Raw genomic sequence first — 18260 nt, 5'->3', positions numbered from 1 at the left:
CCTGCATGATAGGATTAAACCAATTTCATTGATTCTTATCGAGAGCGGCGGAGGGAATTGGCCCAATGAAGCCCGGCAACCACGATGACAGACGTGATCGTACAGGTGCCACGTCCAACAGGTTATCCTGAAAGATAAGGAGATGCAGTGTGAACAAATCACGTACAGCACTCCTCATCCTTTCGGAATGAGGTTTTTTTATACGCATAGAGAGCGCAAAAGTTTTGTGGGGAAAAGGGCCAAAAAACAAAGCCTCCGGCGGTGCCTGCGACCTGTGAGTCAGTACGTTTTTCCTGGTCTGGTAAACCAGTCATTCCCGGAGGTGAGCGCGGGGGGCGCAAGATGTATTTGCTGTTAATCCAAGTATTCCTATGTTTTTTTGTAAGAGTCATTTATTTTTCCAGAAATCAGGATGTACGTCTTAAAACGACTGCAAGGGGGCGTTTACAAATGAAAAAAATCAGTCTGTTCATCGTATCCATCTTAATTCTCGGGGCACTCAGCGCCTGCGGATCAGACCGTTCAGCTCAGGGAGCCGGCTCAGATGAAGCAAAAAAGCCGGTCAGACTGCTCAATGTTTCTTATGACCCGACACGTGAACTTTATCAGCAGTACAATAAACTGTTCGCGAAGTACTGGAAAAAGACAGGCCATCAGGATGTGACGATTCAGCAGTCTCATGGTGGATCCGGAAAACAGGCACGCTCCGTTATTGACGGACTCAAGGCAGACGTCGTCACGCTCGCCCTTTCCGGCGATATCGATGCCATTGCCGAAAACACGGACAGGCTGGATAAGGACTGGCAGAAACGACTGCCGCAGAATGCAACACCGTATACGTCAACCATCGTTTTCCTTGTCCGGGCCGGTAATCCAAAGAACATTAAGGACTGGGATGATCTGACAAGGAAAAATGTATCTGTTGTTACGCCCAATCCAAAAACCTCAGGCGGGGCTCGATGGAATTATCTGGCCGCCTGGGCTTATGCCGACAAGAAATTCAATAATGACCAGAAGAAAGCAGAGGACTTCGTGAAAAAGATCTATGCAAACGTCAAAGTTCTCGATTCCGGAGCACGCGGAGCGACCACGACTTTCACGGAAAGAGGTGTCGGCGACGTGCTGATCGCCTGGGAGAATGAAGCCTTCCTGAGCATCGATGAACTCGGTACGGACAAATTTGAAAGGGTCAGCCCTTCACTGAGTATTCTCGCTGAACCGCCCGTTGCCGTTGTTGATAAGAATGCGGAAAGTAACGGAACAGCAAAAGTGGCTGAGGCATATCTGAAGTACCTGTACAGTGATGAAGCCCAGGAAATCATTGCGAAAAGTTATTACCGCCCGCGTAACAAGGAGATTCTGGCAAAGTACAGCGATCAGTTCCCGAAAATTGAACTAGTCACTGTAGATGATCATTTCGGTGGCTGGGCGAAGGCGCAGAAAGAGCATTTTGCCGACGGCGGCACCTTTGATCAGATTTACCAGCCTAAATAAACAAGCTCCGGGTAAATCCATCCGTAGATAATGGAGTTGAGTATTGTGGCTTTTTCCCAACATTTAAAAAAAGGACGGTCCATCCCCGGTTTCGGACTGACCATGGGGCTGTCGACGTTCTATCTTTCCCTGCTCGTCCTGATCCCGCTGTCATTTATCTTTATCTATTCAGCACGATCCGGATGGGCGTCCTTTTGGCAGGACGTCACCAACCCGCGTGTCGTTGCATCGTACAAACTGAGTTTCCTGACAGCCCTGGCGGCGGCTTTTGTTAATCTGATTTTCGGTGTCCTGATCGCCTGGGTACTGACCCGTTATACTTTCCCATGGAAACGGGCAGTCGACGGGCTCGTGGATTTGCCTTTCGCTCTTCCGACCGCTGTGGCCGGCATTACGTTGACGACACTCTACTCAGAAAATGGATGGATTGGGCGATGGCTGCCCTTCGACGTCTCTTTTACACCGATCGGTATCACGATTGCCCTGATTTTCGTTGGTCTGCCATTTGTCGTGCGCATGGTTCAGCCGGTTCTGCAGAATTTTGAACGCGAAGTGGAAGAAGCCTCATCTTCGCTTGGTGCGACACCTTTTCAGACCTTCAGAAAGGTGATTTTCCCTCAGCTGATGCCGGCGGCGCTGTCCGGATTCTCGCTGGCGTTTGCCCGCTCACTTGGCGAATATGGTTCTGTTGTATTTATTGCCGGCAATATGCCTTATAAAACAGAAATCGCGCCGCTGATGATTATGACCAAACTGGAGCAATTTGATTATTCTGCCGCGACGGCCATAGCCGTTGTCATGCTTGTCATCTCGTTTCTGCTTATTCTGCTGATTAATCTGATTCAATGGTGGTCGCGTCTTCGCTACGCCGGCCGGTAAAGATACTGAGAGGGAGTCCTTTATGGAAAGTCCTGTTGCGTCTCGTGTTGCCCGTCAGGCAGGTATTGCCCGGCATAATGTAAAAAATACCGCCATACGACTGACTCTGATCGCTCTTGTTCTGCTGTTTCTTTTCTTTTTTCTCGTCATTCCGCTGGTTGCGATCTTTACCGAGGCATTCAGACAGGGGGCAGGATTCTATTTTTCATCCATTACGGAACCTGATGCCCTGTCAGCGATCCGTCTGACGCTGCTGGTTGCCCTGATCGCGGTACCTGTGAACACCATCTTCGGGATCCTGTTCGCCTGGGTCATGACCAAGTACGCCTTCAGGGGGAAAAGTGTACTCATGACATTGATTGATCTGCCTTTTTCCGTCTCTCCTGTCATCGCCGGTCTGATTTTTATCCTGATATTCGGTCAGCACAGTTCATTCGGCAGATGGCTGATGGCGCATGATATCAATATTGTTTTCAATGTACCCGGTATTGTCCTTGCGACGTTATTTGTGACTTTCCCGTTTGTTTCCCGCGAGCTGATTCCGCTCATGCAAAACCAGGGCACTTCAGCAGAAGAAGCCTCTCTGACACTTGGGGCAAGCGGCTGGCAAACTTTTCTGAAGGTCACCCTGCCCAATATCAAATGGGCGCTTTTCTACGGCATTATTTTATGCAATGCCCGGGCAATCGGCGAGTTTGGTGCCGTTTCTGTCGTATCCGGCCACATCCGCGGCCTGACGAATACCATGCCTCTGCAAATTGAGAACCTGTATAACGAATATCAGTTTGTTGCCGCCTTTGCCCTGGCTTCAGTCATGTCCCTTCTGGCTGTTCTGACTATGATTCTCAAAGTCATCCTGGAAAATCGTGTGAAACAAGGATCGCGCTGAAAAACTACACCCTCGGGGGGGGATATCGTTTTGAGTATTGAAATCAAACATGTTTCCAAGGCATATGATGCTTTCCAGATTCTGAAAGATATTAATCTGACCATTCCATCGGGGGAACTGGTTGCCCTGCTCGGTCCGTCCGGTTCGGGAAAAACCTCTCTGCTGCGCATTGTTGCCGGTCTTGAAGAACCTGATCAGGGACAAATTATCTTTCACGGTGAAAATCTGACCGAGGCCAGCATAAAAGAGCGTCAGGTCGGCTTCGTCTTTCAGCATTATGCCCTGTTTCAGAATATGACGGTTTTCGACAATATTGCTTATGGTCTGCGTGTCCGTCCAAGAAAAATCCGGCCCTCCAGAAGGGAAATCCGTGAAAGGGTCGATCGCCTGCTCAGACTTGTCCGTCTTGAGCCGTACGGAAAACGTTACCCTTCTCAGCTTTCCGGCGGTCAGAAGCAGCGCGTCGCTCTCGCCCGGGCACTGGCTATAGAGCCAAAAATTCTGCTGCTTGATGAACCCTTCGGTGCGCTCGATGCCAAGGTGAGAAAAGAGCTGCGCTTCTGGCTGCGTCACCTGCATGAATCTGTCAGAGTGACGAGCATCTTTGTGACGCATGATCAGGAAGAAGCCTTCGAAGTGGCCGATCGGGTGGTCATCATCCGGGACGGAAAGATTGAACAGATCGGAACACCGGAAGACGTTTACGAATACCCGGCTAATCCTTTTGTTTATGATTTTATCGGAAGTGCGAATCGTTTTGAAGGGAAAATTACACATGGTAAATTCATCGATGGCGCGTTTGAGACCGAGGTCCCGGAATATGCAGATCATGAATCCGGCGGTTTGGGTTTTGTCCGTCCCCATCATTTCATCATTGAAAAAAACCGCTCCGGCAAACAATCGATTCCCGGAACAGTAAAGCACATCCATGCAGCAGGACCCACCATTCGGATTGAAGTTGAAAGATCCGATACTCATGACTTTCTCAACATTGAATTGAATCGTGAGGAATTTGCTGCCCTTGAATTACATGCCGGTCAGCCGACTTACATCCGGCCAAAGAAAGTGCAGGTATTTGTCACTACTCAGTGAAGCATTACCTGGCGGCTGTCACTTATGTTCATCAAACAGGGGAGAAAATTCAATAAAGCGAAACAGGTGCCTGGAGCGCACCTGTTTTTTATGCATTTCCCCGTCTGCCAGGATCTGTTCAGGAGTCGCATCATGCAGGCATCCACAGTGGGTCTCCAAAGAAGATGGCTTTACAGTCCTGACTCCTGATAGAAAAAACAACCATGATGTGCACCATGATTGCCCGTATACAAGCCTCTCTTTTTCATGATCCTCTATATGTCGGTTACGGCTTTTCCGCCGCTTCCAGTGCCCGGTGACCGATGTCTTTCCGGAAAAACACATCATCTGTTGCGATACGCTCTAGATCTTTATTCACAGCGTCGCGTGTGGTGCGCAGATCATCACCGAGCCTGGTCACAAGCAGCACCCGTCCGCCGCTGGTCAGCCAGTCCTTACCGTTCTTTTTCGTTCCGGCATGGAAAAGTAATGCCGCATCGGGCAGTGCGCTCAGATCACCCAGTTTTCTGCCTTTGGGATAGGAGACCGGATAGCCTGCCGTTGCGAGTACAACGCCGACTGCTGTCTTGTCCGACCATGAAAGTGCCGGCTGCCCTCCATCCATCACATCCAGGACAACCTGAACAAGATCGGATTCCAGACGCGGCAGAACGACCTGCGTTTCCGGATCACCAAATCGGCAGTTAAATTCGATCACTTTTGGGCCATCCTTCGTCAGCATCAGACCGGCATAAAGAACACCGGTAAAAGGGCAGCCTTCCTGAGCCATCCCGGAAGCAGCAGGTTTGAGGATGGTCTGCACCGCTTCATCGGCAATCTTCCCGGGAATCTGGGGAACCGGCGAATAGGCACCCATACCGCCGGTGTTTGGACCCTTATCCCCATCAAAGGACCGTTTATGGTCCTGTGCAATCGCAAGCGGCGTCACCGTCTCCCCATTAACGAGTGCCATCAGAGAAAACTCGTCACCTTCCAGATATTCCTCAATGACGACACGCGCGCCGGCATCGGCAAATTTTCGATCCTTCATGATGGCTTTGAGCCCCTGTTCAGCTTCGGCCATCGTCATGGCGACAATGACTCCTTTTCCTGCAGCGAGCCCGTCCGCTTTCAGAACAATCGGAGCACCGACCTGCTGCAGATAGTCGCCCGCCTGCTGATAATCTGTAAACGTCTGATAGTGTGAAGTCGGGATCTGATTGTTTTTCATCAGGGCCTTCGCAAACGATTTACTGCCCTCAATGCGTGCCGCGGCTTTTGACGGACCAAAAATTTTCAGCCCGCGTGCGGAAAAATAATCAACAATACCACCGACAAGCGGCTGTTCCGGCCCGACTAGGGTCAGATCAACATCATGCCCCTCGGCAAAATCGGCCAGACCTTGAAAATCCATCACGTCAATGGGCGCACATTCGGCGACTGAAGCGATTCCGTCACTTCCCGGTGCCGCATAGAGTTTATCGACCAACGTACTCTGAGCGACTTTCCAGGCCATGGCATGTTCCCGGCCGCCGCCGCCGACAATCAATATGTTCATAGTCCATTCCCCTTTAATCAATGTTTGAAATGGCGCATGCCGGTGAAGACCATGGCAATATGGTATTTATTGGCCATATTGATCGATTCCTTGTCGCGGATTGAGCCGCCCGGCTGAATAATTGCCGTAATTCCGGCTTTTGCCGCTGCTTCCACGGTATCTCCCATCGGGAAGAAGGCATCAGATGACAGGACGGCACCTTTTGCTTTGTCCCCTGCTTCTTCAAGTGCAATTTTTGCCGCACCGACGCGGTTCGTCTGTCCGCCGCCCATACCGACCATCCGGCCATGATTAACCAGCGCAATGGCGTTTGACTTCACATGCTTGACAATCGTCCAGGCAAATTTCAGGCTTTCCATTTCTTCATCCGTCGGTTTGCGCTCCGTCGCGACTTTCAGCTGATCCCTGATATCATCATAGCCTTTGGTATCCAGTTCCTGGACAAGCATACCACCACGTACAGACGTATATTGGACAAAATTCTGCTTATCGTCCGTCAGTTTTACCTGGAGGAGTCTCAGATTCTTCTTTTTCTCAAGAATGGTCAGCGCCTCATCCGAGTACGCCGGTGCAATAACGATTTCCAGGAAAATATGATGCAGTTTCTCTGCCAGAGCCGCATCGACTTCGCGGTTCAGTGCAATGATCCCGCCAAAAATGGACACCGGATCGGCAGCATACGCTCTGTCATAAGCTTCATTCACATTCTCACCGATTCCGATGCCACATGGATTCATGTGCTTGACGGCCACTGCCGCCGGCTGTTTGAATTCTTTGATGATGCCGAGTGCTGCATCAGCGTCGCGGATATTATTATAGGAAAGTTTTTTCCCATGCAGCTGTTTTGCGGCGGCAATCGTTGATTCATTTAACAGGGGATCGCTGTAGAATGCCGCCTTCTGATGCGGATTTTCGCCGTAACGCAGTCCCTGCTTCTTCTCATAGGTGATGGTCAGCTTTTCCGGGAACTCCTCACCGGTCTGCTTTGTAAAGTAATCGGCAATCAGCGCATCATAAGCAGCCGTATGACGGAAAGCTTTGGCCGCAAGTTTCTGTCTCAGTTCAAACGGTACTTCAGCATGTTCATTGAGACTTTCCGCAACACGATCATAATCGGCCGGATCACAGACAACCGTGACGCTCTTATGATTCTTCGCTGCAGAGCGGAGCATACTCGGACCACCGATATCGATGTTTTCTACCGCTTCGTCATAGGTGACATCCGGCTTCGCAATCGTTTCTTTAAACGGGTAAAGGTTCACAATAACAAAATCGATCGGCTGAATGCCATGTTCTGCGATCGCGTCCATATGCGCCTTTTTATCACGGACAGCGAGCAGTCCGCCGTGGATCGCCGGATGAAGGGTCTTGACACGTCCATCGAGAATTTCCGGAAAACCGGTAACGTCGCTGACTGATTTGACCGGGATACCGGCCGCTTCAATCTCTTTTTTGGTCCCGCCGGTTGAGATGATCTCAATCCCTGCATTCACCAGTTTTTTCACAAAATCGATCAGTCCAGTTTTGTCTGAAACGCTAACCAGAGCACGTTTTACCACGTTGATACTTCCTTTCACTTATCTGTCAGTAATTTTTCAATGGTTTTCGGATAAAGCCGGTGTTCTGTTTCATGGATCCGCTGTTCAAGTGTATCAAGGGTGTCGGCGCTCGCAACAGGAACGGGCGCCTGGGCGATGATCGGCCCGGTATCCATGCCTTCGTCAACATAATGCACGGTCACGCCGGTCACCTTAACCCCTTTGCGAAACGCCTGCCCGATCGCATCCAGACCGGTGAAAGACGGCAGCAGCGACGGATGAATATTCACAATCCGGTGCGGGTAAGCGTCAAGCAGTGTATGCCCAAGCAGTCGCATATATCCGGCAAGGAAAATATATTCGATGCCGCGTTTCCGGCAGGCAGCAACAATCTGCTCTTCAAAGGCACGCTTCGAAGGGAAGTCCTTCCGTGAGACCACAAGTTTTGCCACATCTGCCTCTTGGGCACGGCGGATGACCCGGGCTCCCGGCTGATCACAGACCAGCAGTTCAAGCGTTGCCGGTATCTTGCCAAGTCGCACAGCTTCAAGGATCGCCTGAAAGTTTGTTCCGTTTCCGGACGCAAAGACGGCTATTTTATGCTTCATGATGGTTCACCAGCGTCAATCCCTGTTTTTCCACAACACGCCCAATGATATAAGGCCTCTCGCCGAACTCAAGGAGTTTCTCAAAAGCATTCTGTTCGTCCTGCGGGGAAACGGCAATCACCATACCGATCCCCATGTTGAACGTATGAAACATGTCGTCCGGATCGAGACTACCGATCTCTTTCAGCCACCGGAACACATCCGGAAGCGGCCAGGCGTCTGTATCAATTTCCGCACCAAGCCCTCCGGTGAACATGCGCGGGACATTTTCATACAATCCCCCGCCGGTGATGTGAGCCAGCCCGTGAACATCCAGGGAGCGAATCAGCTTAAGCAGCGGTTTTACATAGATGCGCGTCGGTTTCAGCAGTTCCTGACCAACCGTGAGCTTCGGATCGGGCGCGAACGGGCTGTCATAACCCAGACCTGCCGCGGTGATCAGTTGCCGGACCAGGGAAAATCCATTGCTGTGCAGACCGTTTGAAGCAAGACCGATCAGGCTGTCTCCGGCTTCGATCCGCTCGCCGGTGATTCTCTTCGCTTTTTCTACCACACCGACTGAAAAACCGGCAATATCGTAATCTTCTCCCTGATACATGCCAGGCATCTCAGCGGTTTCGCCGCCGACAAGCGCGCAACCTGCTGCTGCGCAGCCATCAGCAATCCCCTTTACGATGGCTTCCGCTTTCTCCGGCTCCAGTGAGCCACAGGCCAGATAATCGAGAAAATAAAGCGGTTCAGCCCCCTGCGTGACAATGTCATTCACACACATGGCAACCGCGTCGATCCCGATCGTGTCGTGTTGCCCGGTTTTAAAGGCAACCATCAGCTTGGTTCCGACACCGTCCGTTCCGGAAACGAGCACCGGTTCCTTTATGTTCATCTTCGACAGATCAACGGCTCCGCCGAATCCGCCCAGGCCGCCGATGACTTCCGGTCTGAACGTTCGCCGGACGTGTTTTCTGATCCGATCGACCGTCTCATAACCGGCTTTAATATTCACACCGGCCTTTTTATATGCATCGGCCATTCCAGATCCTCCTCAGACAAGCAGTTCTTTTTCATGTGGCAGTACCGTATCCGGATAAATTTCCGTCGGGTAACTGCCGGTAAAGCAGGCCAGACACTGGCCGCAATTTTTCAGCGCCGGATCACGGCCAATCGCCTTTTTCAGACCGTCCACACTGAGATAGACAAGGGAGTCGGCGCCGATGATTTCCCGGATTTCTTCCACTGAATGTTTGGCGGCAATCAATTCCGACGACGTCGACGTGTCGATCCCGTAAAAGCAGGGATGGGTAATCGGCGGCGAACTGATCCGTACGTGCACTTCAGTGGCACCGGCTTCACGCATCATGTTGACGATGCGCCGGCTCGTGGTCCCGCGGACAATCGAATCGTCAACCATGACGACTCTTTTCCCTTCAATAATAGCCCGGACCGGGGATAATTTCATCTTCACGCCCTGCTCACGAAGCTCCTGAGACGGCTGGATGAAGGTCCGCCCGACATAACGGTTCTTGATCATTCCAAGTTCATAGGGGATTCCTGTGGCTTCGGCATAGCCGATCGCGGCTGAAATACTGGAATCCGGAACGCCGGTTACGACATCTGCCTCAACAGGTGCTTCCTGGGCCAGCATTTTTCCAAGATTTTTACGTGCGGCATGAACATTAATTCCCTGAATATTGCTGTCCGGGCGTGAGAAATAGATGTATTCCATACTGCAGATCGCCGGTTCGGTATGATTGGTAAAAAATTCCGAACGCACCCCTTGATTATCGATCACCAGGATTTCACCCGGGTTCACATCGCGAACATACGTCGCACCGATCAGGTCAAAGGCACAGGTCTCAGAGGCAACCACCCAGCTATTGCCGAGCCGGCCTAGTGAAAGCGGCCGCAGACCGTTCGGATCCAGTGCCGCAATCATCTGATGCTCCGTCAGCATGGTCAGGGCATAAGCCCCCTTGATCACCGACAGTGCATGCTTCAGGCTTTCCATAAAGTTGTCAGAAAAATCCCGTTTGATCAGATGAGCAATGACTTCCGTGTCTGAGGTGGTCTGGAAAATACTTCCTCGTTCCTCGAGCTCCCCCTTCAGTTTGTGCGCATTCACCAGGTTGCCGTTATGGGCAATCGAAAGGGAGTCCTTCTGTGAGCGAAAAACAAGCGGCTGCACATTCGCATAACTGTTTCCACCCTGAGTGGAGTAGCGGACGTGTCCGATCGCCGCATAACCCTTGCTGAGTGCTTCCAGTTTTTCGTGATCGAAAACGTCGTTAACCAGCCCGAGGCCTTTATGATCATAAAGATGTTTTCCATCTGTTACAGCAATGCCGGCGCCTTCCTGGCCTCTGTGCTGCATGCTGTGAAGTCCGTAATAGGTCAGCTTTGCTGCATTTTCATGCCCCCAGATTCCAAAAACACCACATTCCTCGTTCAGTTCTTTGCCGACATCATACATGACAGAACTCCTCTCCAGTCCTTTTCAAGTTCCGGTCGATTAAGTCGCACTGTTTCAGAGTCAAATTTCAGGATGATTTGTTCACTGCGGATCACCGTCCCGATTCGGACGGCGTCTTCAACTGTAGATTCAAAGGCGGCCGAAGCCGGTTCAGGGACGGAAATCAGGTATCGTGACTGGGTTTCGGAGAACAGTTCCACCACCGGATCCGTGTGAAAAGAAAGACGGGCGCCGAAATCCGTACCGAATACCGAGTCGGCCACAGCGGCGGCCAGGCCGCCTTCGGACAGGTCGTGTGCTGAAGAGACAAGGCCGGATGTAATCGCTTTGAGAATCTGCTTCTGACGCTTTTTCTCAAGAGAAAGATCCAGCTTTGGTGCCTTCCCGGATGCCTTTCCTTTCAACAGCAGCTGCAGCGCGCTGCCTCCGAATTCAGCCTGCGCCCGCCCGACAAGATAGACAGCGTCGCCTTCCTGTTTAAATGCGGCCGAAGTCACGTGATCCAGATGCTCAATGAGCCCGACCATGCCGACGACCGGAGTCGGATCAATGGCTTCATGATCCGTCTCATTATAAAGCGAAACGTTTCCGCTGATGACCGGTGTCTCAAGGACCCGGCAGGCTTCCGCCATCCCGTTCACCGCTTCTTCCATTTCCCAGAACACTTCCGGATTTTCCGGACTGCCAAAATTGAGGCAATCGGTGATGCCAAGGGGGATGCCTCCGGAGCAGACAATATTGCGTGCTGCTTCGGCAACTGCAATCCGGCCTCCCTCTTTTGGATCAACGGCCAGATATTTCGCATTGCAGTCCGTCGTCATCGCCAGTCCCTTATTCGTGCCGCGAACGCGGATCACGGCTGCGTCAGAACCTGGCGGGATGACTGTATTCGTCTGCACCATATAATCGTACTGACGGGTCACCCAGTCTTTCGCAGCCAGAGTCGGCTGCATCAGCAGCTTTCGGATCGTCCCGGCATAATCGGTAATGGATGGATGCCATGCAGGGGCTGACTGATTTTCTTTATATTCAGCGGGAACTTGCGACGGCATGTGCCGGACCGGAGCGGAAGCAAGTGCATCCGAAGGCACTTCCGCCACGACTTTTCCCCGGTGTTCCAGTCGAAGCACTTCTTCTTCAATCACTTCGCCGACTGCTACCGCGTGCAGGCCCCAGTGGGAGAAGATCGACTGTATTTCCTTCTCACTGCCCTTTTTAATCACGATCAGCATCCGTTCCTGTGATTCAGAAAGCATCATTTCATAGGGCGTCATCCCGGTCTCACGCTGGGGAATCAGATCGAGATTCATATCAATCCCGACGCCCGCTTTGGCGGCCATTTCACTGGCTGAAGAAACGAGCCCCGCCGCCCCCATGTCCTGGATCCCGACAAGTGCTTCGTGTCTCGTAAGTTCCAGACACGCTTCAACAAGCAGCTTTTCCATAAACGGGTCACCAACCTGAACAGCCGAGCGCTTCTCATCCGACTTCGCTGAGATCTCTTCAGAGGCAAAGGTTGCTCCGTTAATTCCGTCACGCCCCGTGCTCGCCCCGACATACATGACCGTATTGCCGATACCGCGCGCCTGGCCGACCTGAATATCCTGATGGTTCATGATGCCGACACACATGGCGTTGACAAGCGGATTGCCGTTATAACACGGGTCAAACTGCAATTCACCTCCGACCGTGGGGATCCCGATGCAGTTCCCGTATCCGGCAATGCCGCTGACCACCTCTTCAAACAGATAACGGACACGCGGATCACTCAGATCACCAAAGCGGAGCGAATCGAGCAGGGCCACCGGGCGGGCACCCATCGAAAAGACATCCCGAATAATTCCGCCGACGCCGGTCGCCGCCCCCTGGTACGGCTCAATCGCCGACGGATGGTTATGACTTTCGATTTTAAAGACAACCGCCTGACCGTCACCGATATCCAGGATCCCCGCACCTTCACCGGGACCCTGGAGCACGCGTTTACCCCGGGTTGGAAATTTTTTTAAAAGTGGTTTTGACGTCTTGTAACTGCAGTGCTCCGACCACATCACGGAAAAAAGTCCGGTCTCTGTGTAATTCGGTTTGCGTCCAAGAAGCCGTTTGACTTCCCGGAACTCATCCTCCGTCAGCCCCATGGTTCTGTAGATTTTTTTCTGTTCAATCTGTTCTGGTGACGGTTCAAGATGTGTAAGCGGCATGAGCGGATTCCCTCCAGTTGTTCAAAATGGACTTGAAAAGGCGGAGACCGTCGACGTTGCCAAGCAATGCATCAGCTGCCCGTTCCGGATGAGGCATCATCCCGAGCACATTCCCGCTGCTGTTGACAATTCCGGCAATATTGGCCATTGAGCCGTTTGGATTTTCACCGGCATAGGAAAAGACAATCCGGTGGTTCTCCTTAAGTTCCTTCAGCGTCTGATCGTCACAGAAGTAGTTCCCTTCGCCATGAGCGATGGGGATGCGAATGGTTTCCCCTTTTTGATATAAAGAGGTAAAAAGTGTCCGGTTATTCTCTACCTTAAGATTGACGGTTTCACAGATGAATTTCAGATCGCGGTTTTTCAGGAGTGCTCCCGGCAGAAGTCCGGACTCTGTCAGGATCTGGAAACCGTTGCAGACGCCGAGCACCGGTTTTCCTTCCCGTGCTGCACGGATCACCGCCGGCATAATCCCGGAGAAACGGGCAATCGCCCCGCAGCGGAGATAATCCCCGTACGAGAAGCCGCCCGGAATCATCACGGCATCGAACCCCTCAAGCGAGGTCTCCCCGTGCCAGACGTATTCCACGTCTTCCCCCAGTCCGTCTTTTATCGCGTAGTACATGTCCTGATCACAGTTTGATCCTGGAAAAACGATGACTGCGGTTTTCACGGGCGGGCCTCCTCTTCGATTTCATAACGATAATTTTCAATGACGGTGTTGGCCAGCAATTTGTCGCAAATTTCATCCACCTGCTGAGCCACGTCTGCCGTATCCTCCATTTCGAGTTCGATGAATTTCCCGATCCGGACATCTTTCACCTTTTTATAATCCATATTATGAAGCGACTGCATGACCGCCTGTCCCTGCGGATCCAGTACACTTTCCTTGAGCGTAATGAATACCTTCACCTTTTTCATTTCACACCCTCCAGACGGCTCAGCAATTTTTCATAAGTCTCCGGGAGATCGGCGATATTGCGACGGAATACATCCTTATCCAGCTTCTCATGTGTTTTTCTGTCCCACAGGCGGCAGCTGTCCGGGGAAATTTCATCAGCAAGGACAATATCTCCTGTTGTTTTCAGTCTGCCGAACTCAATCTTGAAGTCGACCAGCAGAATGCCCGCTTCTGAGAAAAGGTCCTGCAGAATCGTGTTGACACGGGCGGCCAGACTGCGGATCTCCGCCAGATCTTTCTCTGACGCGAGCCCGATTGCCTGCGCGTGATCATCGTTAATCATCGGATCGCCGAGTTCATCGCTCTTGTAATAAAATTCAATGATCGTCCGTCCGAGGCGGACCCCTTCATCAAGCCCGAAGCGCTTCGCCAGGCTGCCTGCCACCACGTTACGGACAACGACTTCAATTGGAATGATATCCACAGCTTTGACCAGCTGCTCTGTCTCAGAGATTTTATCGATAAAATGTGTCGGAATACCCTTGCCCTGAAGCACATGAAAGATTCGGGTGCAGATGGCATTGTTCAGTTTTCCCTTGCCCGGAAATACAGCTTTTTTCTTCCCGTTAAAAGCCGTTGCATCGTTTTTATACACGACACGCAGAACATTCGGATCATCGGTCGTAAACATTTTTTTCGCTTTACCTTCGTAGAGCAGCTGGCTCATGGTTTTATCCCCTTTTGTTCGATATTTTTCTATGATTATGGGCGCGATCATTTACTCCGGCTTCAGTCATTCAGGCCGAGCCGTTCAAAAATCAGATTCACGTTCTTCAGGTGATAGGTTTCATCAAAGCAGGCATCCAGTTCCGCCGGTGAGAGCCGGTCCGTCACGCGGGTATCCTTATCCAGCAGTGATCTGAACGGTGTTTCCGTCTCCCAGGATTTCATCGCATTCGGCTGAACGATATCATAGGCTTCCTCCCGGCTCAGACCTTTTTCAATCAGTGCCAGAAGCACATGCTGAGAGAAGGGCAGGCCGAATGTCCGTTTCATGTTGCGACGCATATTTTTTGGGAACACGGTCAGATTTTCCAGAATGTTTGCGAAACGATGCAGCATATAATCGAGACCAATCGTCGCATCCGGCAGAATAACGCGTTCTGCCGAGGAATGCGAGATATCGCGTTCATGCCAGAGCGGCACATTTTCGTAGGCTGTGAGCATGTAGCCGCGGATCACCCGGGCCATGCCGCACATATTTTCCGAACCGATCGGATTGCGCTTATGGGGCATGGCAGAGGATCCCTTCTGGCCCTTGGCAAAACCTTCTTCGACTTCACGAATCTCCGAGCGCTGCAAGCCGCGGATTTCCACGGCAAATTTTTCGATCGATGTCGCGATTAAAGCCAGCGTTGCCATATAATGGGCATGGCGATCACGCTGCAGCACCTGAGTCGAAATGGGAGAAGCTTTCAGACCGAGATGCGCACAGACATAGCGCTCAACGGACGGATCAATATTGGCATAAGTGCCGACCGCGCCGGATAGTTTCCCGACACGGATATCCTCCGCGGCCGCCTTAAACCGGGCCAGATTCCGTTTCATTTCTTCGTACCACAGAGCCATGACAAGGCCAAATGTCGTCGGTTCGGCATGGACACCATGCGTCCGGCCCATCATCACAGTATTTTTATATTTTTTCGCTTTGCCGCGGATGACATCGATAAAATGTTCGATATCCTTCAACAAAAGGGTATTGCATTGTTTCAGCAGATAAGACTGCGCCGTATCGACCACGTCCGTCGATGTCAGGCCATAATGTACCCACTTTTTTTCATCGCCGAGCGATTCGGAAACGGTCCGGGTGAAAGCCACCACATCATGGCGGGTGATCTTTTCAATTTCGTGAATCCGGTCCACTGTAAATGTAGCCTTCTCCCGCAGTTTTCTGCAGTCTTCTTTGGGAATCTCACCGATTTCGGACCAGCCCTCACAGGCAAGAAGCTCTACTTCGAGCCAGACCCTGTACTTATTTTCTTCCGTCCAGATTGCGCCCATCTCCGGCCGCGTGTAACGATCAATCATGCCTTTCGACCTGCTTCCTGTTCGATTTTCCATATCCCTGATTTCTGAGCTTTCGCTATCGCGTCCTCAACTGTATCGCCGAGGATGTTCAGATGGCCCATTTTTCTGCCGTACCTTGCTTCCGCTTTTCCGTACAGATGCAGATGAGCATCAGACAGCAGATCCAGGTGATCCAGAAGCGGCTGCACATGCTGGCCAAGGATATTGACCATAATCACCGGTTTTAACAGCTGCGTGCCCGCAAGCGGCAGACCGCAGATTGCGCGGACATGCTGCTCGAACTGCGAGGTTTCACAGGCATTGATGGAAAAATGTCCGGAATTATGCGGGCGCGGTGCCGTCTCATTCACGTAGACGGTGCCGTCCGTTCCGACAAACATCTCAACCGCGAGCGTCCCGACAAGATGCAGGGACTCCGCAAGACGCAGGGCATGCTGTGTCGCCTCTTCGCGGAGTGCGTCTGTAATCCGGGCCGGAACAAGGGTATGATGAAGAATATTATGACGGTGAATGTTTTCAGCAACCGGAAAAACCGAGGTTTCCCCCTTCGTGCTGCGAACCACAATGACCGAAATCTCTTTCTCAAATGGCAGCCATTTTTCAAGTTCAAACGGCGTCCTGCCGATGTACGGGAGGGCTTCCTGCAGGTCATTTTCAGAATGCAGAACATACTGCCCCTTACCGTCGTAACCCCCTTCCGTCGTTTTCAATACGGAAGGAAATCCGATTTTGGCAAGCGCCGTTTTCAATTCGTCGCTGTTTCTCACAGGCAGATACGGAACAACCGGCAGTCCGGCTTTACGGATCGCTGCCTTTTCATGCAGCCTGTCTTTTGTTATTTCAAGTAAATGATAGCCCTGCGGAAGATAGCTGTGTTTCTGCAGATAGTCCGCTGTCTTCACGTCCACATTCTCAAATTCATAAGTGACCACATCGGCACAGGCGGCCATTTTCTTTGCTGCCTCGGGATCATCGTATGCGGCAACAATGGCTGTGTCGGCAACCTGGGCACAGGGGCAGTCCTCAGTCGGATCGAGCACGGCAATGCGGTATCCCATCTGTTTCGCCGCAATCGCCATCATCCGTCCAAGCTGTCCGCCGCCCAGGATGCCAATAGTTTGTCCCGGTAAAATGGTTTTCTGCATCAGTTTAACTCACTTTCCTTTACTTTCTGCTCCATTGATTTCCGGTAATGTTCCAGTCTGTCTTTTAATGCCTCATCAAATGCCGACAGGAACTGTGCGGCAAGAAGTCCGGCATTGACCGCACCGGATTTGCCGATGGCTACAGTCGCAACCGGTATACCGGCCGGCATCTGGACAATCGACAGCAGTGAATCCATACCACTCAGCGCATGTGACTGAACCGGAACACCGATAACCGGCAGGGTCGTCTTCGCGGCAATCATTCCCGGCAGGTGTGCCGCTCCCCCGGCTCCGGCAATGATGACCTTCAGTCCGCGTTCTCTTGCCGACTCGGCATAGCGGAACATCAGATCCGGTGTCCGATGCGCCGAAACGACATTTTTCTCATATGGAATCTCCATTTTGTCCAGAATGTCACAGGAACGCTTCATAGTTTCCCAGTCCGATGTGCTTCCCATCACTACACCAACTGCTATCTGACTCACATTACAGCCTCCTAAAATCTTTGCCTGGTGAACACGTACAGACATAAAAAAGCCCAGAACAGCTGATTCTCCGTGAGAAGAGAAAACAGACCGTCTGGTCAAACCGCGGGCAGCGGTCTGCAAGTCAAACGTTTCTTTTTTCCCTTCATAGTCCGGCAATTCTCGGTCGCCGGGTAGAAACAGTTGGGCCATATTCCCAAAAATATATGACAGGGTTTGTTATGTCCTTTTTTAACACCTTCATCATATCAGTATCGTTCAGAATGTGTCAACCAAAATTCGAACATTACACGTAGCTTTTGAATTTATTGTTCGCCTTTTGCCGGACGCAGCCGCCCCTCAATCACACAATGCCGGCCGGCAACTTCCGGTCCTTCCGGTCCTTCCCGGAAAAAAGGACGCTGTGAACGCATAATGGGATCATATCCTTCTTTTTTCATCCGATCCAGACAGTCATCAATCGTTTCATTTTCCTGAACAATGAAGATCTTCCGGGCCGAATGACGTTTCTGATGCGCATGCTGCTTTCTGCTTTTCTTCAATCAACTTCACCACCTGATATGAGCGATCCTGATTATTATACCAGTGGGCGTGTGCAGAGCGCACCCATTCCACCTTTTTCAGGAAACATAAAACCCAAGTGCAACGCACCCAAATGCGAACAGAATCGCTCCGGTGACACCTGTCACAACATGGATGACAAAACTGGGGATATGGTTCAGCGCGCTGCCTTCGATCGTCATCGCAATGCTTGCCGAATTGTCCTTTCCTTTTTCGTGCTCGGCACGCATCATTAATTTTCTTCCTGCCGTTCTGAGCCGGTTGGTCAGTATAAATCCGAGCGTCAGGACGGCGAATCCGGCAATCCAGAAAATAACCGCCAGAATCAATGAAATCATGGTCCATCACGTCCTTTACAGAGGTTATTTCTATCTTGCC

General features: G+C 51.5%; 18 protein-coding genes and 2 riboswitches. Of the genes, 4 read left to right on the top strand and 14 right to left on the bottom strand.

Annotated features, from left to right (window positions below; all coding sequences use genetic code 11):
- The first annotated feature begins 32 nt into the window (after positions 1-32).
- A riboswitch (SAM riboswitch) is annotated at positions 33-141 on the top strand.
- 309 nt (positions 142-450) lie between these two features.
- Genes EWH91_RS09335 through EWH91_RS09320 form a run of 4 tightly spaced genes read left to right on the top strand, consistent with a single transcriptional unit; the run spans position 451 to position 4354 of the window.
- Complete coding sequence (locus EWH91_RS09335) at positions 451-1494, top strand: sulfate ABC transporter substrate-binding protein (protein WP_129929780.1); 1044 nt, start codon at positions 451-453, stop codon at positions 1492-1494.
- A 45-nt stretch (positions 1495-1539) separates the two neighbouring features.
- Positions 1540-2373, top strand: coding sequence for a sulfate ABC transporter permease subunit CysT (gene cysT, locus EWH91_RS09330; protein ID WP_483315833.1), 834 nt, complete (start codon positions 1540-1542; stop codon positions 2371-2373).
- 22 nt (positions 2374-2395) lie between these two features.
- On the top strand, positions 2396-3262 hold the full coding sequence (cysW, locus tag EWH91_RS09325) for a sulfate ABC transporter permease subunit CysW (RefSeq protein ID WP_129929778.1): 867 nt from the start codon (positions 2396-2398) through the stop codon (positions 3260-3262).
- 30 nt (positions 3263-3292) lie between these two features.
- Positions 3293-4354, top strand: coding sequence for a sulfate/molybdate ABC transporter ATP-binding protein (locus EWH91_RS09320; RefSeq protein ID WP_129929777.1), 1062 nt, complete (start codon positions 3293-3295; stop codon positions 4352-4354).
- Between the two features lie 265 nt (positions 4355-4619).
- Here EWH91_RS09320 and purD read toward each other — a convergent pair whose 3' ends face one another.
- From purD to EWH91_RS09250, 14 genes are all read right to left on the bottom strand, one after another.
- Positions 4620-5891, bottom strand: coding sequence for a phosphoribosylamine--glycine ligase (purD, locus tag EWH91_RS09315; RefSeq protein WP_129929776.1), 1272 nt, complete (start codon positions 5889-5891; stop codon positions 4620-4622).
- A 17-nt stretch (positions 5892-5908) separates the two neighbouring features.
- Complete coding sequence (purH, locus tag EWH91_RS09310; RefSeq protein WP_129929775.1) at positions 5909-7450, bottom strand: bifunctional phosphoribosylaminoimidazolecarboxamide formyltransferase/IMP cyclohydrolase; 1542 nt, start codon at positions 7448-7450, stop codon at positions 5909-5911.
- 14 nt (positions 7451-7464) lie between these two features.
- Positions 7465-8037 (bottom strand): phosphoribosylglycinamide formyltransferase, encoded by a 573-nt coding sequence (purN, locus tag EWH91_RS09305; protein ID WP_129929774.1) that lies wholly within the window; start codon positions 8035-8037, stop codon positions 7465-7467.
- Positions 8027-9067 carry a phosphoribosylformylglycinamidine cyclo-ligase gene (purM, locus tag EWH91_RS09300; RefSeq protein ID WP_129929773.1) on the bottom strand — a complete coding sequence of 347 codons (1041 nt, stop codon included), beginning with the start codon at positions 9065-9067 and terminating at the stop codon, positions 8027-8029. The genes purN and purM overlap by 11 nt, the downstream gene beginning before the upstream one ends.
- A 12-nt stretch (positions 9068-9079) precedes the next feature.
- Entirely contained in the window at positions 9080-10504 is a 1425-nt protein-coding gene (purF, locus tag EWH91_RS09295) for an amidophosphoribosyltransferase (RefSeq protein WP_129929772.1), read from the bottom strand.
- A complete protein-coding gene (gene purL / locus EWH91_RS09290; RefSeq protein ID WP_129929771.1) occupies positions 10480-12702 on the bottom strand; it encodes a phosphoribosylformylglycinamidine synthase subunit PurL in 2223 nt (740 codons plus the stop codon). Before purL ends, purF begins: the two co-directional genes overlap by 25 nt.
- Positions 12683-13375: a phosphoribosylformylglycinamidine synthase subunit PurQ gene (gene purQ, locus EWH91_RS09285; RefSeq protein WP_129929770.1), complete on the bottom strand. Its 693-nt coding sequence runs from the start codon at positions 13373-13375 to the stop codon at positions 12683-12685. Before purQ ends, purL begins: the two co-directional genes overlap by 20 nt.
- Positions 13372-13623 (bottom strand): phosphoribosylformylglycinamidine synthase subunit PurS, encoded by a 252-nt coding sequence (purS, locus tag EWH91_RS09280; RefSeq protein WP_129929769.1) that lies wholly within the window; start codon positions 13621-13623, stop codon positions 13372-13374. The genes purQ and purS overlap by 4 nt, the downstream gene beginning before the upstream one ends.
- Complete coding sequence (purC, locus tag EWH91_RS09275) at positions 13620-14330, bottom strand: phosphoribosylaminoimidazolesuccinocarboxamide synthase (protein ID WP_129929768.1); 711 nt, start codon at positions 14328-14330, stop codon at positions 13620-13622. The genes purS and purC overlap by 4 nt, the downstream gene beginning before the upstream one ends.
- Before the next feature lie 62 nt (positions 14331-14392).
- Positions 14393-15691: an adenylosuccinate lyase gene (purB, locus tag EWH91_RS09270; RefSeq protein WP_129929767.1), complete on the bottom strand. Its 1299-nt coding sequence runs from the start codon at positions 15689-15691 to the stop codon at positions 14393-14395.
- Positions 15688-16836, bottom strand: coding sequence for a 5-(carboxyamino)imidazole ribonucleotide synthase (gene purK / locus EWH91_RS09265; RefSeq protein ID WP_165364292.1), 1149 nt, complete (start codon positions 16834-16836; stop codon positions 15688-15690). The genes purB and purK overlap by 4 nt, the downstream gene beginning before the upstream one ends.
- Complete coding sequence (gene purE, locus EWH91_RS09260; RefSeq protein WP_240697320.1) at positions 16836-17294, bottom strand: 5-(carboxyamino)imidazole ribonucleotide mutase; 459 nt, start codon at positions 17292-17294, stop codon at positions 16836-16838. Before purE ends, purK begins: the two co-directional genes overlap by 1 nt.
- Before the next feature lie 155 nt (positions 17295-17449).
- A riboswitch (purine riboswitch) is annotated at positions 17450-17551 on the bottom strand.
- A 75-nt stretch (positions 17552-17626) separates the two neighbouring features.
- Positions 17627-17863, bottom strand: coding sequence for an NETI motif-containing protein (locus EWH91_RS09255; protein WP_129929764.1), 237 nt, complete (start codon positions 17861-17863; stop codon positions 17627-17629).
- Positions 17864-17941: 78 nt separating this feature from the next.
- A complete protein-coding gene (locus EWH91_RS09250; protein WP_129929763.1) occupies positions 17942-18220 on the bottom strand; it encodes a hypothetical protein in 279 nt (92 codons plus the stop codon).
- Positions 18221-18260: the final 40 nt, after the last annotated feature.

The sequence above is a fragment of the Sporolactobacillus sp. THM19-2 genome (assembly GCF_004153195.1).
In the GTDB taxonomy this organism is placed as follows: Bacteria; Bacillota; Bacilli; order Bacillales; family Sporolactobacillaceae; genus Sporolactobacillus.
This window is presented reverse-complemented; position numbering and strand designations above follow the sequence as displayed.

Excerpts from the sequence above, each read along its gene's own strand:
- purF (WP_129929772.1), bottom strand. The coding sequence starts at position 10,504 with ATGTATGATGTCGGCAAAGAACTGAACGAGGAATGTGGTGTTTTTGGA.
- purC (WP_129929768.1), bottom strand. The coding sequence starts at position 14,330 with ATGAGCCAGCTGCTCTACGAAGGTAAAGCGAAAAAAATGTTTACGACC.
- purD (WP_129929776.1), bottom strand. The coding sequence starts at position 5,891 with ATGAACATATTGATTGTCGGCGGCGGCGGCCGGGAACATGCCATGGCC.
- purE (WP_240697320.1), bottom strand. The coding sequence starts at position 17,294 with ATGGGAAGCACATCGGACTGGGAAACTATGAAGCGTTCCTGTGACATT.
- purN (WP_129929774.1), bottom strand. The coding sequence starts at position 8,037 with ATGAAGCATAAAATAGCCGTCTTTGCGTCCGGAAACGGAACAAACTTT.
- purB (WP_129929767.1), bottom strand. The coding sequence starts at position 15,691 with ATGATTGATCGTTACACGCGGCCGGAGATGGGCGCAATCTGGACGGAA.
- purS (WP_129929769.1), bottom strand. The coding sequence starts at position 13,623 with ATGAAAAAGGTGAAGGTATTCATTACGCTCAAGGAAAGTGTACTGGAT.
- cysW (WP_129929778.1), top strand. The coding sequence starts at position 2,396 with ATGGAAAGTCCTGTTGCGTCTCGTGTTGCCCGTCAGGCAGGTATTGCC.
- purM (WP_129929773.1), bottom strand. The coding sequence starts at position 9,067 with ATGGCCGATGCATATAAAAAGGCCGGTGTGAATATTAAAGCCGGTTAT.
- EWH91_RS09335 (WP_129929780.1), top strand. The coding sequence starts at position 451 with ATGAAAAAAATCAGTCTGTTCATCGTATCCATCTTAATTCTCGGGGCA.
- purK (WP_165364292.1), bottom strand. The coding sequence starts at position 16,836 with ATGCAGAAAACCATTTTACCGGGACAAACTATTGGCATCCTGGGCGGC.
- purL (WP_129929771.1), bottom strand. The coding sequence starts at position 12,702 with ATGCCGCTTACACATCTTGAACCGTCACCAGAACAGATTGAACAGAAA.
- EWH91_RS09250 (WP_129929763.1), bottom strand. The coding sequence starts at position 18,220 with ATGATTTCATTGATTCTGGCGGTTATTTTCTGGATTGCCGGATTCGCC.